General features: G+C 59.5%; 13 protein-coding genes and 2 pseudogenes. 7 read left to right on the top strand and 8 right to left on the bottom strand.

Annotation, left to right across the window (positions count from 1 at the left end; translation table 11 throughout):
* Positions 1–57 precede the first annotated feature (57 nt).
* The 4 genes from JFV26_RS01380 (at position 58) to JFV26_RS01365 (ending at position 5,187) form a co-directional block, all read left to right on the top strand.
* Complete coding sequence (locus tag JFV26_RS01380) at positions 58–1,200, top strand: efflux RND transporter periplasmic adaptor subunit (RefSeq protein ID WP_201189094.1); 1,143 nt, start codon at positions 58–60, stop codon at positions 1,198–1,200.
* 39 nt (positions 1,201–1,239) lie between these two features.
* Complete coding sequence (locus JFV26_RS01375) at positions 1,240–4,395, top strand: CusA/CzcA family heavy metal efflux RND transporter (RefSeq protein ID WP_201189064.1); 3,156 nt, start codon at positions 1,240–1,242, stop codon at positions 4,393–4,395.
* 110 nt (positions 4,396–4,505) lie between these two features.
* Positions 4,506–4,706 (top strand): co-regulatory protein PtrA N-terminal domain-containing protein, encoded by a 201-nt coding sequence (locus JFV26_RS01370; protein ID WP_201189062.1) that lies wholly within the window; start codon positions 4,506–4,508, stop codon positions 4,704–4,706.
* Between the two features lie 148 nt (positions 4,707–4,854).
* Positions 4,855–5,187, top strand: coding sequence for a DUF2790 domain-containing protein (locus tag JFV26_RS01365; RefSeq protein ID WP_201189060.1), 333 nt, complete (start codon positions 4,855–4,857; stop codon positions 5,185–5,187).
* Between the two features lie 246 nt (positions 5,188–5,433).
* Here JFV26_RS01365 and JFV26_RS01360 read toward each other — a convergent pair whose 3' ends face one another.
* The 3 genes from JFV26_RS01360 to JFV26_RS01350 all read right to left on the bottom strand — a co-directional run bounded on the left by JFV26_RS01360 (position 5,434) and on the right by JFV26_RS01350 (position 7,527).
* A complete protein-coding gene (locus tag JFV26_RS01360) occupies positions 5,434–6,759 on the bottom strand; it encodes an OprD family porin (protein WP_201189058.1) in 1,326 nt (441 codons plus the stop codon).
* A gap of 172 nt (positions 6,760–6,931) precedes the next feature.
* The gene (locus tag JFV26_RS01355; RefSeq protein WP_201189056.1) at positions 6,932–7,192 is read right to left on the bottom strand and encodes a hypothetical protein; all 261 of its coding nucleotides are present in this window, start codon (positions 7,190–7,192) and stop codon (positions 6,932–6,934) included.
* Positions 7,189–7,527, bottom strand: a complete 339-nt coding sequence (locus JFV26_RS01350) for a hypothetical protein (RefSeq protein WP_201189100.1) — start codon at positions 7,525–7,527, stop codon at positions 7,189–7,191. The genes JFV26_RS01355 and JFV26_RS01350 overlap by 4 nt, the downstream gene beginning before the upstream one ends.
* Positions 7,528–7,607: 80 nt before the next feature.
* Between JFV26_RS01350 and JFV26_RS01345 the strand changes: the two are divergent.
* Together JFV26_RS01345 and JFV26_RS01340 are read left to right on the top strand one after the other, a co-directional pair.
* A pseudogene (locus JFV26_RS01345) lies at positions 7,608–8,670 on the top strand (hypothetical protein).
* Positions 8,671–8,767: 97 nt separating this feature from the next.
* The gene (locus tag JFV26_RS01340) at positions 8,768–9,121 is read left to right on the top strand and encodes a DUF1428 domain-containing protein (protein ID WP_201189054.1); all 354 of its coding nucleotides are present in this window, start codon (positions 8,768–8,770) and stop codon (positions 9,119–9,121) included.
* Between the two features lie 15 nt (positions 9,122–9,136).
* Here the strand turns inward: JFV26_RS01340 and JFV26_RS01335 are convergent, their stop codons facing one another.
* Positions 9,137–9,331, bottom strand: coding sequence for a hypothetical protein (locus tag JFV26_RS01335; RefSeq protein WP_201189052.1), 195 nt, complete (start codon positions 9,329–9,331; stop codon positions 9,137–9,139).
* Between the two features lie 60 nt (positions 9,332–9,391).
* Here JFV26_RS01335 and thpR point away from each other — a divergent pair, with 60 nt between their 5' ends.
* Entirely contained in the window at positions 9,392–9,928 is a 537-nt protein-coding gene (gene thpR, locus JFV26_RS01330) for an RNA 2',3'-cyclic phosphodiesterase (protein ID WP_201189050.1), read from the top strand.
* Between the two features lie 1,140 nt (positions 9,929–11,068).
* Here thpR and JFV26_RS01325 read toward each other — a convergent pair.
* The 4 genes and pseudogenes from JFV26_RS01325 to potA form a co-directional block, all read right to left on the bottom strand.
* Positions 11,069–12,164, bottom strand: a pseudogene (locus tag JFV26_RS01325) (polyamine ABC transporter substrate-binding protein).
* Positions 12,165–12,341: 177 nt separating this feature from the next.
* A complete protein-coding gene (locus JFV26_RS01320) occupies positions 12,342–13,226 on the bottom strand; it encodes an ABC transporter permease subunit (RefSeq protein WP_201189048.1) in 885 nt (294 codons plus the stop codon).
* Complete coding sequence (locus tag JFV26_RS01315; protein ID WP_201189046.1) at positions 13,223–14,137, bottom strand: ABC transporter permease subunit; 915 nt, start codon at positions 14,135–14,137, stop codon at positions 13,223–13,225. Before JFV26_RS01315 ends, JFV26_RS01320 begins: the two co-directional genes overlap by 4 nt.
* Positions 14,134–15,276, bottom strand: a complete 1,143-nt coding sequence (potA, locus tag JFV26_RS01310) for a polyamine ABC transporter ATP-binding protein (protein ID WP_201189045.1) — start codon at positions 15,274–15,276, stop codon at positions 14,134–14,136. The genes JFV26_RS01315 and potA overlap by 4 nt, the downstream gene beginning before the upstream one ends.
* Positions 15,277–15,281: the final 5 nt, after the last annotated feature.

Raw genomic sequence — 15,281 nt, 5'->3', positions numbered from 1 at the left:
CATCTATTTGTCACCGCACTGACCCTCGCGGTGGGTATTGGCATCGGCTCATTCTGGATGGGCGGCGCAGCATCACCGACGGCCGCCGTTCAGGCGCAGGACGAAAAGGGGCACGACGATCACGCCAGCGAAGATGAAACGAAAGCGTCTCACGGTGACGGCGAAACCGAAGAAGGCCACCTGACGCTGAGCGAAGAACAGATCGCCTCGGCCGGTATCCAGTTGGCCGAAGCCAAGGCCGGGGACATCAGCCTCTCGTTGCCGTTTCCCGGTGAGGTCCGCTTCGACGAAGATCGCACCGCCCACGTGGTGCCGCGCGTGCCGGGTGTGGTCGAGTCGGTGCACGTCAACCTCGGCCAGTCGGTGAAGAAAGGTCAGTTGCTGGCGGTCATCGCCAGCCAGCAGATCTCCGATCAACGCAGCGAACAAGCCGGCGCACAACGGCGTCTGGAGCTGGCGCGTACCACCTACGCCCGTGAACGGCAGCTATGGCAGGACAAGATTTCTGCCGAGCAGGATTTCCTCCAGGCCCGCCAGGCCCTGCAAGAAGCTGAAATCGCCCTCGGCAACGCACGACAGAAAATCAGCGTGCTCAGCGGCAGTTCGGTGGCCAGCGGTGGCAACCGCTATGAACTTCGGGCGCCGTTCGACGGTGTGGTGGTGGAAAAACACCTGGGCCTCGGCGAGGTCGTCAGCGAAACCACCAACGCCTTCACGCTCTCGGATTTGTCGCGGGTGTGGGTGACCTTTGGTGTCTCGCCGAAGGACTTGAACAAGGTTCTGGTGGGCAAAACGGTCACGGTCAGTGCTCCGCAACTGAATGCCGAAGTCAGTGGCACCGTGGCCTACGTCGGCAGCTTGCTGGGCGAGCAGACCCGCACCGCTACGGTCCGCGTGACCCTGGCCAACCCGCAAGGCGCCTGGCGTCCGGGGCTGTTCGTGACCGCTCGGGTGGATACCGAAACCCGCCAGGCCAAGGTCGCCGTGCCGCAAGCCGCGCTGCAAACGGTGGAGGACACGCCCACGGTGTTCGTTCGAACCGATGACGGCTTCAAGGCGCAGCCGGTGGTGATCGGCAGCCGCGCCGCCGGCCTGGTCGAGATCACCGAAGGCCTGGCGCCCAGGGTGCAAGTCGCGACCGCCGGCAGCTTCATTCTCAAATCGGAACTGGGTAAAGCCTCGGCTGAGCACGCTCACTAACGACGCCCACTGATCCGTCATTGCCACGAGAAGGTCCTCATGTTTGAACGCCTGATTCAATTCTCCATCGAGCAGCGCATCATCGTGCTGCTCGCGGTGCTGCTCATGGCCGGCCTCGGCATCGCCAGCTATCAGAAGCTGCCGATCGACGCGGTGCCCGATATCACCAACGTGCAGGTGCAAATCAACACCGGTGCAGCGGGTTTCTCGCCACTGGAAACCGAGCAGCGCATCACCTTTCCCATCGAAACCGCCATGGCCGGTTTGCCGGCGCTGGAGCAGACCCGCTCGCTGTCGCGTTCGGGGTTGTCGCAAGTCACGGTGATCTTCAAGGAAGGCACCGACCTGTTTTTCGCCCGGCAATTGGTCAATGAGCGCTTGCAGGTCGCCAAGGAGCAATTGCCCGAAGGCGTGAAGGCGGTCATGGGGCCGATCTCCACCGGGCTGGGGGAGATTTTTCTCTGGACCGTCGAGGCCGAGGACGGTGCGCTCAAGGAGGACGGCAGCCCGTACACGCCGACCGATTTGCGGGTGATCCAGGACTGGATCATCAAGCCGCAGTTGCGCAACGTGCCGGGTGTGGCGGAAATCAACACCATCGGCGGCTTCGCCAAGGAGTACCAGATTGCGCCCGATCCGAAACGCCTGGCGGCCTACAAACTGACCCTGACCGACCTGGTGACCGCGCTGGAGCGCAACAACGCCAACGTCGGCGCCGGTTACATCGAGCGCAGCGGCGAACAGCTGTTGATTCGCGCCCCAGGCCAGGTGGCGACCATCGACGACATCGCCAATATCGTCATGGCCAATGTCGACGGCACACCGATCCGCATCAAGAACGTCGCGACCGTCGACATTGGCCGCGAATTGCGCACCGGTGCCGCGACTGAAAACGGCCGTGAAGTGGTGCTCGGCACGGTGTTCATGCTGATTGGCGAGAACAGCCGCACGGTGTCCCAGGCCGTGGCCGCCAAGCTTGAGCAAATCAACCGCTCGCTGCCCAAAGGCGTGGTCGCGGTCACCGTGTACGACCGCACGCACCTGGTGGACAAGGCAATTGCCACGGTCAAGAAGAACCTGGTGGAAGGGGCGATCCTGGTGATCGCGATTCTGTTCCTGTTCCTGGGCAATATTCGTGCGGCGCTGATCACCGCCATGGTCATTCCGTTGGCCATGCTCTTTACCTTCACCGGCATGTTCACCAACAAAGTCAGCGCCAACCTGATGAGCCTCGGCGCGCTGGACTTCGGGATCATCGTCGACGGTGCGGTGGTGATTGTCGAAAACGCCATCCGGCGGCTGGCCCATGCGCAGCAGCATCACGGGCGCATCCTGACGCGCTCCGAACGCTTTCATGAAGTGTTCGCCGCGGCCAAGGAAGCGCGCCGGCCGCTGATTTTCGGCCAGTTGATCATCATGGTCGTGTACCTGCCGATTTTTGCCCTGACCGGCGTCGAAGGGAAAATGTTCCACCCGATGGCGTTTACCGTGGTGATTGCCTTGCTCGGGGCGATGTTGTTGTCGGTGACTTTTGTCCCGGCGGCGATTGCGCTGTTCGTGACCGGCAAGGTCAAGGAAGAAGAGAACCTCATCATGCGTGGCGCCCGACGGGTCTACGCCCCGGCGCTGGAGTGGGTCATGGGCCATCGCTCGATCGCATTCGGCGCGGCATTGGCGGTGATCGCGATGTCGGGTGTGGTGGCCAGTCGAATGGGCAGCGAGTTTGTGCCAAGCCTCAGTGAAGGTGATTTTGCCCTGCAAGCCTTGCGCGTGCCGGGCACCAGCCTGACGCAATCGGTGGAAATGCAGCAGCGCCTGGAAAAACGGGTGCTGGAAAAAGTGCCCGAAGTGCAGCGCATGTTCGCGCGCACCGGGACCGCGGAAATTGCGTCCGACCCGATGCCGCCGAATATCTCCGACAGCTACGTGATGCTCAAACCCAAGGACCAATGGCCTGATCCGGACAAGTCCCGCGAGACGTTGATTGCCGATATCCAGAACGCCACGGCGATGATGCCGGGCAGCAACTACGAGTTGTCCCAGCCGATTCAGCTGCGTTTCAACGAATTGATTTCCGGGGTGCGCAGTGACGTGGCGGTCAAGGTGTTCGGCGATGACATGGCGGTGCTCAACAGCACGGCGGCGAAAATTGCGGCGGCGCTGCAGAAGGTCAGCGGTGCCTCCGAGGTCAAGGTCGAGCAGACTACGGGGCTGCCGGTGCTGACCATCAACATCGACCGCGACAAAGCCGCGCGTTATGGCCTGAACGTCGGTGACGTGCAAGACACCATCGCGGTGGCGGTCGGTGGGCGCCAGGCCGGGACGCTGTATGAAGGTGATCGTCGATTCGACATGGTGGTGCGCCTGTCCGACGCCATGCGCAAGGATGTCGAGGGCTTGTCGACGTTGCTGATCCCGGTGCCGGCCCTGCTCAATGGCAGTGCCGATCAGATTGGCTTTATCGCGTTGTCGGAAGTGGCCTCCCTCGATCTGGTGCTCGGGCCGAACCAGGTCAGCCGCGAAAACGGCAAGCGCCTGGTGATCGTCAGCGCCAACGTGCGCGGGCGCGATATGGGTTCGTTTGTCCAGCAAGCCAGCCGCGGGATTGAACAGCAAGTGCAGATCCCGGCGGGTTACTGGATCAGTTGGGGCGGGCAGTTCGAGCAACTGCAATCGGCGGCCAAACGGCTGCAGATCGTGGTTCCGGTTGCTCTGCTGCTGGTTTTTTCCTTGCTGTTCATGATGTTCAACAACCTCAAGGACGGCTTGCTGGTGTTCACCGGGATCCCTTTCGCGCTGACCGGTGGGGTCATGGCGTTGTGGCTGCGCGACATTCCATTGTCGATCTCGGCGGGGGTCGGTTTTATTGCCTTGTCCGGGGTCGCGGTGCTCAACGGTCTGGTGATGATCGCGTTCATCCGCAATCTTCGGGAAGAAGGGCGCTCGCTGGGTAGCGCGATCAATGAGGGGGCGCTGACGCGGTTGCGTCCGGTGTTGATGACGGCACTGGTGGCCTCGCTTGGCTTTATTCCGATGGCGTTGGCCACCGGCACCGGGGCGGAGGTGCAGCGGCCGCTGGCGACGGTGGTGATCGGCGGGATCCTGTCCTCGACGGCGCTGACGTTGCTGATCTTGCCGGCGCTTTATCAGTGGGCGCACCGTCGGGAAGAAGATGAAGTTATATCAGCCGCTTAGTGGGTTGATTGTCGGTAAGCAAACATAACGAATATGTAATGTCGGTGCCACCGTCGTGACAGGTTCCAATTGATACCCTGACAGCGTCAATTATTAATGAGGTGTCACAAATGAAACTTGCTCAAGTCTGTGCGTTTTCAGGTGCTTTGATTCTTTCGTCCTTTGCAATGGCTGAGGGCGGTGGCGACAGGACGTTCGACCGGATGATGACGTCTAATGACCAGGCGGTGCAGGCATTTGCGGCCAAGGAAGCGAAGGGTGATCCGGTAGTATTGAATGCTGCAAAGGATGATAAAACCAAACAAATGTAATCGTGCTGCACATGAACAAGCCCGTCATCGAACTTCGGTGGCGGGCTTTTTTTATGGGCGGTTTATATCGTTTTTGTAATGTGGGTGCAACGCCGTTGATAGCGTCGAGTTGATACCATTTTATTGATTACTTGGCGAGGTGTTGGATATGAAGTTAATTAATGTAATGAGTGGTGTGGCGGTGTTGGCGATGGCTTCAAGTGTATGGGCGGAAGGGGGCGGTGACCGGGCCTTCGAGAAGATGATGAGCGCCAATACGCAGGCCATGGAGCAGTACGCCGTGAGCCAGGGCAAGCGTGCTCCGGTGGTCAAGGAGTATGAATACGGGATGAAGATGGACGTGGTTAAAGTCGTGAGCGTCGTGCGCCCGGAAAAGCGTTGCGCTGTGGTGCCGGCGGCCATGACCTATGAAGACTCCCAAGGGCAGCTCAATACGGTCAAGTACACGGTGGCGGGGGAGTGTCGGCAACAGCGCAGCTAGTGCATTAAACACACTTCCCTGTGGGAGCGGGCTTGCTCGCGAAGGCGGTCTACCAGTCGATATAAATGTTGACTGACACAACGCCTTCGCGAGCAAGCCCGCTCCCACAGGTTTTGTATGTGCCTCGCGATATCACCATCACAGGCATAAAAAAGGCGCCCCGAAGGACGCCAAAAAATTCACCTCTTCCAAAGGAGCAAGGAGCTTCTAAAGGTGAATGTGCAGATTCAACCGAGCAGCGGGGCCTTACAGAATCGCCAGCGGGTATTCGACAATCACGCGCACTTCATCCAGGTCCGACTCGAACGCCGTTGCCCGGGTATTGGCTTGGCGCAGGCGCAAGGACAGGTCTTTCAGCGTGCCGGTCTGAACCACGTATTTCACCTCGATATCGCGCTCCCAGCGTTTCTGGTCGGTCAGCGGGTTGCCCTCGGCATCGCGGCGCATGTACACGGCGTTCGCGTTGGAATAGTCGGCACCGGAGCCGCGGCCGTAACGGCTCATGAACGACAAGCCAGGCACGCCATACGGGCTCATGTCGAGGTCGTAGCGGACCATCCAGGAGCGTTCCTTTGGCGAGTTGAAGTCGCTGTACTGGATCGAGCTGTCGAGAAAGATCGAGTCCGACTGGCGCAGGTAATCGAAGTCGTCGTTGCCGTTATTGCGTTGGTGGGACAGTGCCAGCGAGTGGGCGCCGTACTTCACGCCGATGCGGCCGCTCCAGATGTTGTTGTCGAACTTGCCCAGCAGTTGCTTACCCTCGTCGACGGCTTTGTAATAGTTCAGGCCAGCAAATACCGAGAGCTCATCCGACAGCGGGTGATTCAACGCGGTGCCCGCGTAGTATTGATTCCAGGCGTCTTTGAGACGGCTGGAATAAAGACTGACGCTGACATTTTTATTCAGCGCGTAGTCACCGCCGAAGTAGCCAGCCCACGGTGAGTTGACCGGGCCGGCGTAGAACGTCGCGAAGTTGTCGCGCATGTTGCTGGAGACCGGCTGGCTCATGGCGTGAAGCCGACCGCCCTGAAGTGTCAGGCCTTCAAGGCTGGTATTGGTCGCGGTAACGCCCCGGAAACTTTCCGGCAGAAGCCTGGAATCACCGGCAGCCACCACCGGGGTGGAAGGGAATACGTCGCCGACTTTCACCACGGTATCAAAGGCCCGGACTTTGGCCGCGCCACCGACCTTGGTGTATTCATCGCGCGCCTCGCCGTCGTTGTTGACGGGCAATACGTCGAACGAACTATGGCCACCGTTGCGACCATCGCCGGTATCAAGCTTCAGTCCGATCATCGCAAATGCATCAACGCCGACACCGACCGTGCCCTGGGTAAATCCGGATTCGAACTTGCTGATAATCGCGTGGGCCCAGGCCTCGGAATAGCCATTGCCCGTGGGGCTCGACTGACCATTGCGGTGATCACGATTGAAGTAGTAGTTACGGTTGAGCACGGTCAGGCTGCTGTCTTCAACAAAGCCCCCGGACTTTTCCTCGGCCGCGACCAGGGACGGCCCGGAACTGACAACCATCGCTAAAGCGGCCATCGAATACTTTGAAGGGTTAACCATCAATCACTCCTTGGGTTCGGCAGAACTGGAACGTTCTTCGGCTTGGTTTTATTTTTCTTGGCGCAAGGGGTTGGCCCCTGCGCAAGAGCTCCGAGTGACATCGTTGCAATCTGCAGATAACGGGGAGGTGATGGGGGCATTACAATTCTGTCAGCAGGGGAATGCTCCCCTGTCAGAAGGTGAACTGGCGTGATGGGCGCTGGGCCATTTCGGTGTCGAGCAAATGCTCGACCAGTACATCATTCAAAAACCGGAACTGATCGTTAAGCCCGACCACTTCGTTACTGAAGTGGTTGGCGGCTGCCGGCATCAGCAAGGCTTCGAACTGCTTGTCGAACACCAACGCGATTTCTTTGCGCGAGACGGCCTGTTGCGAATAGTAGTTGCTGCCGAACACCGGGAAACTCACGGCCAGGGTGACGATGTGGATCATGATGGGTGCTCCTCGGATGGGTCGATGTCCAGAAAAAAACGGGAAAACAACGTCAGCGTGACAGTGGTCAGGGCCAGGCAGGTCAGCAGATGGATCAACATGGTTTGCCCCTCTGGTACAGGGTTTGCGTTGGGTAGGGGACTGATCCTGCGCCGGACGGTTTTTTGCGGAAGGCTTTCATTACGATGGTGCATATCGACAGGAATGATGGTGAAGCTTTTTTCATCGTTTTTGCGGGCCTCATCGCGAGCAGGGATTGCATCGGACCCGTAGGAGCGAGGCTCGCCCGCGAAGGCGGCTTCAAGGGCGCCAGCATTCTCCGGACGAACGGCCAAAACCCGCGACCTATACTCAACTCAATAGCTTTATGAGCACCGGGCATTTCGTTCGGGGGCGACTGTAGGATATCGCGATCTTGAACCTGTGTTCGCTGATCGTTGCCGTGATGCTGGTGTTGGCGGGGTGCGCCACGTCTGCGCGTGCCCCGGTGCTGGAACCGGCGGTATTCGTCTCACCCAGCACCTGGCAACAGGTGGACCGGGAGATTGTCAGCGCCTCGCAACAGGCCACCGAACAGGCCCGACTGTTCGCGCGTGGCTCGATGGAGCACTGGCGCACCCGGTTTACGAACAGACCGAGGAGAAGTTCATCCCGTGGTTCAGCAGTTACTGGACCCAGGAATGGCTGTCGATGAAAGTCAGTTTGTACACCTTGAGTGCAGGCGGCGAGCAGGATGCCTCGACCAAGCGCCTGGCTGCCTATTTGCTGGAGCAGTATCAGAAGCAGGTGCTGGCGCCGGTGGCGGTGGAAATTGATCCCGACGCTATCCTCGCCCAAGCCACAGTGTTTTACGTGCAGACCCTTGGCCAGCAGATGCAAGTCATCGCCCAGCGCCATGGCGTGCCCATCGCCCAGCTCAACGGCCGGATCCAGAAAGTCCCCGCCATCGCCCTCGGGCCGCCGCCGGCCCGGGATGCCTCGCTGTATCAAGTTGTCAGTACCGAACCGTTGAACACGTTGCCGGCCTATGCGGCGTTGATCGACACGATCCACAAGGCCGGCGGTGACAAAAGTATCGCCTCGCCGGATGCCGGCATGGCGCCGGTGGCCAAACGGGCCAGCCAACGGATGGAGGCCGAAATGGCCCCGCGCGGCGCGGCCAGTGCGGTGGCTGCAGCCGCCGGCAAACTGGCCGGGGGCTTGATTACCGTGGGGGTGGCGGGGATCCGGGCGATCATTCAGGCCAGCGACCGGCCGGACAGCGAGGCGCTGATCCGCAGCAGCCTGGGCAACACGTTCGACAAGGCCTGGACGAAATTGCTGCAGAACCCGACCAGCGGCGTCATGGCCGGAACGCTGTACATGGCCAAGCAGGTTGAGGGCAGCCTGGGAAGCAGCGCTGAACCGTCGGTCGGCTCGGGGAGGGCACTGTCGATTGGAGCCCGACCGGATCGACTACTCAACAGATCGACCCCTGACCAATGCCATCAAGCGACCAGGAATGTACAGCGTCCCTGTGGCGAGGGAGCAGTGTCACAACGGGTATTGGCCATTAACCCATGCAGGAGAACGACTATGTCTTATATCGATGGCCTAATCGCCGCAGTCCCCACCGCCAACCGCGAAAAATTCAAGCAGCACGCAGAAATTGCCGCCGGGATCTTCAAGGAGGCCGGCGCCCTGAGCATCACCGAATGCTGGGGCGATGACGTGCCGGACGGCAAAGTGACCTCGTTTCCGATGGCGGTGAAACTCAAGGAAGACGAAACCGTGATCTTTTCCTGGATCGTCTGGCCCGACAAGGCCACCCGCGATGCCGGGATGCAGAAAGTCATGGTCGACCCGCGCATGCAGCAGGATGTCAATCCGATGCCGTTCGATGGTCAGCGCATGGTCTTTGGCGGTTTCAAAGTCCTCGTCCAGGCCTGACAAACGCCCCCAGGGTCACTCCGACGACGGGGTGATCCTGCAACTTTTGCGGTTATGGATTTCACTGTCCGTCGGCCGCTCCTTGATGAACTCGAAACGCGGCTCACCTTCGCTATAGTGAACCAGCCAGCCCCATTCCAGCTCGGACTCGGCCTGACCGGGTTTCGGTGGCATCGCCCACCATGGCTCTTTGCTGATAATCGCTCGCATGGCGCCCTCCCGTTGATTCGGTGGGTTCAACTATAACGTGCATGTCAGGAGGTGCCAGGCGTGAGCGACGAATCCCATGAACCGGTCAAGCGGCTGTTTTTTGCCCTGAGCTGTGCACCTGAACAGCGCCGGGCGCTTGCCCGGTGGCGCAGTGCGCTGCAACTGCGCAGTGGCCGCCCGGTCCCGGCGGAAAACTTTCACCTGACCCTGATGTTCCTGGGGGCTGTGGGGGTGGTGCAGATTGCTGACATCTGTACGGCGGCGGCGAAAGTCCGGGTGCCGGGCACAGCGTTGCGAGTGATGCTTGAACGACTGGATGTCTGGCGCAAGCATGGGGTTTTGGTACTCGTACCCGAGCAGGCACCGCCGCAGTTGTTGCGTTTGGTTTATGCGTTGGAGCAGGCGATGTTGCCATTTGGATTCGAGGATTCGCCGAAGGCGTTTCGACCCCACCTGACGTTGATGCGTGACTACCGATTGCCGGTGCCTGAAACGACAGAGCCTCCCGAGTTTGTCTTGCAGGCCGATCAATTCACGTTGTTCGAATCCCACAAGGGCCACTACCGGGCACTGGCCGAATGGCCGCTGGTGCCCTGAATCGCAGCCACAAAAAAGGCGCCCGAGGGCGCCTGAAATTCACCTTGACCGAGGAAGCCAGGTGAGGCCGTTCGCAGGAAGTGCAGCGGTGGTAAGGCGCTGCATGAACGGAAGAGGGAAAGCGGATATCTATGTTGAATGTGATGGCCTCATCGCGAGCAGGCTCGCTCCCACAGGGGATTTACGTCGCTCACCTATCTGCGTTCCACCACAGACCATTGTGGGAGCGGGCTTGCTCGCGAAAGCGGTGGGTCAGTCACATGGATGCTTGATGTGCCGCCGTCTTCGCGAGCAAGCCCGCTCCCACATTTGATCAGTGGTGGATACATCACCCCTGTAGGAGCAAAGCTTGCTCGCGAAAGCGGTGGGTCAGTCACATTGATGTTTGATGTGCCGCCGTCTTCGCGAGCAAGCCCGCTCCCACATTTGATCGGTAGTGGATACATCACCCCTGTAGGAGCAAAGCTTGCTCGCGAAAGCGGTGGGTCAGTCACATGGATGCTTGATGTGCCGCCGTCTTCGCGAGCAAGCCCGCTCCCACATTTGATCGGTGGTGGATACATCACCCCTGTAGGAGCAAAGCTTGCTCGCGAAAGCGGTGGGTCAGTCACATGGATGTTTGATGTGCCGCCGTCTTCGCGAGCAAGCCCGCTCCCACATTTGATCGGTGGTGGATACATCACCCCTGTAGGAGCAAAGCTTGCTCGCGAAAGCGGTGGGTCAGTCACATGGATGTTTGATGTGCCGCCGTCTTCGCGAGCAAGCCCGCTCCCACATTTGATCGGTGGTGGATACATCACCCCTGTAGGAGCAAAGCTTGCTCGCGAAAGCGGTGGGTCAGTCACATGGATGTTTGATGTGCCGCCGTCTTCGCGAGCAAGCCCGCTCCCACATTTGATCGGTGGTGGATACATCACCCCTGTAGGAGCAAAGCTTGCTCGCGAAAGCGGTGGGTCAGTCACATGGATGTTTGATGTGCCGCCGTCTTCGCGAGCAAGCCCGCTCCCACATTTGATCAGTGGTGGATACATCACCCCTGTAGGAGCAAAGCTTGCTCGCGAAAGCGGTGGGTCAGTCACATGGATGCTTGATGTGCCGCCGCCATCGCGAGCAAGCTTTGCTCCTACAGGGGAATGCGGGTTATTTGCCGAGTTTTACCCGCGTCCACCCCGGGTCATGACCCGCTGAATGCCGATTGGCATGTCCGGGATGGCATACAACGTCGCCATCACTTCTTGCGGCGGGTACGAGCCGGGTCGTTACGGATCGCTTCATCCACCAACGGCGTCGCCGCCGCGTTGGCGTTGCTGTAGCCGATGTTGTTGGTGATCTCGGCGATGATGTCCGGGCGCATCAGGAAGTTCATGAACAGGTAAGCGTTCTCGACGTTCGCCGCGTCCCGTGGGATGGCGACCATGTCGTAGAAGCTGCCGGCGCCTTCTTTCGGGATGCTGTAGTCGATCTTCACCGTGTCGCCGGCCTCTTTGGCGCGAGCCTTGGCCTGCAGCACGTCGCCGGAGTAACCGACGGCCACGCAGATGTTGCCGTTGGCCAGGTCGGAGATGTACTTGGATGAATGGAAGTACGCCACCGACGGCCGGATTTTCATGAACAATGCTTCAGCTTCAGCAATCTGGCCCTTGTCCTGGGAATTCACCGGGTAGCCCAGATAGTGCAGGGCGGCCGGGAGCATTTCGGTCGGCGAATCCAGGAAGCTGATGCCGCAGGCTTTCAGTTTTTCAGCGTTTTGCGGTTTGAACAGCAAGTCCCAGGAGTTGGTCGGCGCGTTGGCCCCGAGCACTTGCTTGACCTTGGCCGGGTTGAAACCGATGCCGATCGAGCCCCACATGTACGGGAAGGCGTGAGCGTTATCCGGGTCGCTGGCCGAGGCGTTTTTCAGCAGCACCGGGTTAAGGTTTTTCCAGTTTGGCAGCTTCGATTTGTCCAGCGCCTGGTAGACGCCAGCCTTGATCTGCTTGGCCAGGAAACTGTTGGACGGCACCACGATGTCGTAGCCGGATTTACCGGCGAGCAAGCGGGCCTCAAGGGTTTCGTTACTGTCGAATACATCGTAGGTCACGCGGATGCCGGTTTCGTCCTCGAACTTCTTGACGGTGTCCGGGGCGATGTAATCCGACCAGTTGTAAACGCGCAGAACCTTGTCGTCGGCCTGGGCAACCGTAGCCATGGCGCCGAGTAAGGACAGAGTCAGCAGAGTCCTGCCAAACATTTTCATCGGTACAACTCCATTTCTTTTTATTCAGGTACGCAAAGCAAAATTGCAATCAACATAAAACCGTTTGGCGAAGGAGGAGGCCAATTTCCCTGTAGGAGCTGTCGAGTAAAACGAGGCTGCGATCTTTTGATTTTTAGAATCAAGATCAAAAGATCGCAGCCTGCGGCAGCTCCTACATTACGTGGTGGCTCCAGCCAGTCGTTTTTCAGGTTGCTGCCAGGACTCGCTGGCCGTCTGGTCCATCGCCTCCTGGATCGCCCGTTTACGGGTGGCTTCGGCCCGGCGGCTGAAGTACCAGACCATAAACGTGACAATCGACACCGCCAGCAAAATCAGGCTGGCCACGGCGTTGATCTCAGGTTTCACACCCAGGCGCACCGCCGAGAACACTTCCATCGGCAGGGTGGTGGAACCAGGCCCGGATACGAAGCTCGCCAACACCAGGTCATCGAGCGACAAGGCAAACGACATCATGCCGCCGGCCGCCAATGAGGGCGCGATCATCGGAATGGTGATCAGGAAGAACACCTTCAACGGCCGCGCACCGAGGTCCATGGCGGCTTCTTCAATGGACAGGTCCAGCTCACGTAAGCGCGCCGACACCACCACTGCCACATACGCCGCACAGAATGTGGTGTGAGCGATCCAGATCGTCACCAGGCCACGTTCCTTCGGCCAGCCGAGCAGTTGCGCCATCGCCACGAACAGCAGCAACAACGACAGCCCCGTGATCACTTCCGGCATCACCAATGGCGCCGTCACCAGGCCACCGAACAGCGTGCGACCCTTGAAGCGCGTCACGCGCGTCAGCACAAACGCCGCCAACGTCCCCAACGCCACCGCTGCAATCGCGGTGTAGCAGGCGATTTCCAGCGAGCGCATCACCGAGCCCATCAGTTGGGTGTTGTCGAGCAAGCCGACGTACCACTTCACCGACCAGCCGCCCCACACCGTCACCAGTTTCGAGGCGTTGAACGAGTAGATCACCAGAATCAGCATCGGCAGGTAGATAAACGACAGGCCGAAAATCAGCATGAACTTTGAAAATCCGAAGCGTTTCATCCCCGTGCCTCCATCTCTTTGGCCTGGCTGCGGTTAAACAGCAGAATCGGCACAATCAGGATCAACAGCATCACCACTGCCAGGGCAGAGGCCACCGGCCAGTCGCGGTTGTTGAAGAACTCTTGCCACAGCACACGGCCGATCATCAGGGTTTCCGGGCCGCCCAGCAGTTCCGGAATCACGAACTCACCGACCACCGGAATGAACACCAGCATGCAACCGGCGATGATGCCGTTCTTGGCCAGCGGCACGGTGATTTTCCAGAAGTTGTTGAAGTTGCTCGAACCCAGGTCCGACGCGGCTTCCAACAGGCTTTGATCGTGCTTCACCAGGTTGGCGTACAGCGGCAGGATCATGAACGGCAGGTACGCATACACCACGCCGATATAAACGGCGGTGTTGGTGTTGAGAACCTCGATCGGCGCCGATGTCAGCCCGGTCCACATCAAGAATGCGTTGAGCAAACCGTTGTTGCTGAGGATGCCCATCCACGCATAAACGCGGATCAGGATCGCGGTCCAGGTCGGCATCATGATCAGCAGCATCAGGACGTTTTGCGCTTCCTTGCTTGCTTTGGTAATCGCGTAGGCCATCGGGAAACCGATCACCAGGCACATTACCGTGCTGAAAAACGCGACCTTCAACGAGCCCAGGTACGCCGAGATGTACAACTCATCCTGGGTCAGCAGCGCGTAGTTGCCCAGGTTCAGCAGCACTTGCAGTTTCTGGTCGACGAAGTTGTAGATCTCGGTGTACGGCGGAATCGCCAGCGCCGCTTCCGAGAAGCTGATCTTCATGACCAGGAAGAACGGCAACATGAAAAACAGGAACAGCCAGATGAACGGAATACCGATCACCATTTTGCGCCCGCTGGGGACCAGCCTCAGGAATTGCTGATTGAAGGTTTTCATGAGCGCAGTACCACGCCGCTGTCGTCTTCCCACCACACGTAAACCAGGTCGTCCCAGGTCGGACGTGCGCCCCGGCGTTCGGCGTTGGCCATGAACGACTGGACGATCTTGCCGCCAGGCAATTCGACGTAGAACACCGAGTGGCCGCCGAGGTAGGCGATATCATGCACTTTGCCTTGGGACCAGTTGTAGCGCTGCTCGGGCTTGAGGGTACTGACCAGCATTTTTTCCGGGCGGATGGCGTAGGTGACCGATTTGTCCTGCACCGAGGTGCTGACGCCGTGACCGACGTAGATCTTCTGTTCCAGGTCCGGGCTGTGGATAAGCGCGTGACCCTCCTGATCGTCGACGACGGTGCCGTCGAAGGCGTTCACGTTGCCGATGAATTCGCAGACCATGCGACTGACCGGCGCTTCGTAGATGTCCACCGGGCTGCCGATCTGGGCGATCCAGCCCAGGTGCATGATGGCGATGCGTTCAGCCATGGTCATGGCTTCTTCCTGGTCGTGGGTCACCATCACGCAGGTCACGCCGACCCGCTCGATGATTTGCACCAGTTCCAGTTGCATTTGCGAGCGCAGTTTTTTATCCAGCGCGCCCATTGGCTCATCGAGCAACAACAGCTTCGGACGCTTGGCCAGGGAGCGGGCAAGGGCGACGCGCTGACGCTGGCCGCCGGACAGCTGATGGGGTTTGCGTTTGGCGTATTGGGTCATGTGCACCAGGCGCAGCATCTCTTCAACGCGGGCGTCGATTTCGCTGGCGGTCAAACGATCCTGCTTCAGGCCGAAGGCGATGTTCTGCGCCACGGTCATGTGCGGGAACAGCGCGTAGGACTGGAACATCATGTTGATCGGCCGCTCGTAGGGCGGCATGTCGGTGATGTCGACACCGTCGAGCAAAATCCGCCCTTCGGTCGGGCGCTCGAAGCCGGCGAGCATGCGCAGCAGGGTCGATTTACCCGAGCCGGAACCACCGAGCAGGGCGAAGATTTCGCCTTGGTAAATTTCCAGGGACACATCGTCCACGGCGGTGGTTTCGTCGAACTTCTTGGTCACGCGATCGATTTTCACCAGGACCTTTTTCGGTGCCTGGTGACCTTCAAGAGCCTTCCTGTAAGTGCTGGAGGCATTTGCCATGTGAA

Origin of the sequence: Pseudomonas sp. TH31 (assembly GCF_016650815.1) — a bacterium.
In the GTDB taxonomy this organism is placed as follows: Bacteria; Pseudomonadota; Gammaproteobacteria; order Pseudomonadales; family Pseudomonadaceae; genus Aquipseudomonas.
The sequence above is the reverse complement of the archived record's forward strand: the minus strand, read 5'-3'. Positions and strand labels throughout refer to the sequence as shown.

What these genes read in the sequence shown, in the direction of transcription:
- potA (WP_201189045.1), bottom strand. Translation starts at nt 15,276, where the DNA reads ATGGCAAATGCCTCCAGCACTTACAGGAAGGCTCTTGAAGGTCACCAG.
- JFV26_RS01370 (WP_201189062.1), top strand. Translation starts at nt 4,506, where the DNA reads ATGAAACTTGCTCAAGTCTGTGCGTTTTCAGGTGCTTTGATTCTTTCG.
- JFV26_RS01355 (WP_201189056.1), bottom strand. Translation starts at nt 7,192, where the DNA reads ATGATCCACATCGTCACCCTGGCCGTGAGTTTCCCGGTGTTCGGCAGC.
- JFV26_RS01375 (WP_201189064.1), top strand. Translation starts at nt 1,240, where the DNA reads ATGTTTGAACGCCTGATTCAATTCTCCATCGAGCAGCGCATCATCGTG.
- JFV26_RS01320 (WP_201189048.1), bottom strand. Translation starts at nt 13,226, where the DNA reads ATGAAACGCTTCGGATTTTCAAAGTTCATGCTGATTTTCGGCCTGTCG.
- JFV26_RS01360 (WP_201189058.1), bottom strand. Translation starts at nt 6,759, where the DNA reads ATGGTTAACCCTTCAAAGTATTCGATGGCCGCTTTAGCGATGGTTGTC.
- JFV26_RS01335 (WP_201189052.1), bottom strand. Translation starts at nt 9,331, where the DNA reads ATGCGAGCGATTATCAGCAAAGAGCCATGGTGGGCGATGCCACCGAAA.
- JFV26_RS01315 (WP_201189046.1), bottom strand. Translation starts at nt 14,137, where the DNA reads ATGAAAACCTTCAATCAGCAATTCCTGAGGCTGGTCCCCAGCGGGCGC.
- JFV26_RS01365 (WP_201189060.1), top strand. Translation starts at nt 4,855, where the DNA reads ATGAAGTTAATTAATGTAATGAGTGGTGTGGCGGTGTTGGCGATGGCT.
- JFV26_RS01340 (WP_201189054.1), top strand. Translation starts at nt 8,768, where the DNA reads ATGTCTTATATCGATGGCCTAATCGCCGCAGTCCCCACCGCCAACCGC.
- JFV26_RS01380 (WP_201189094.1), top strand. Translation starts at nt 58, where the DNA reads ATGGGCGGCGCAGCATCACCGACGGCCGCCGTTCAGGCGCAGGACGAA.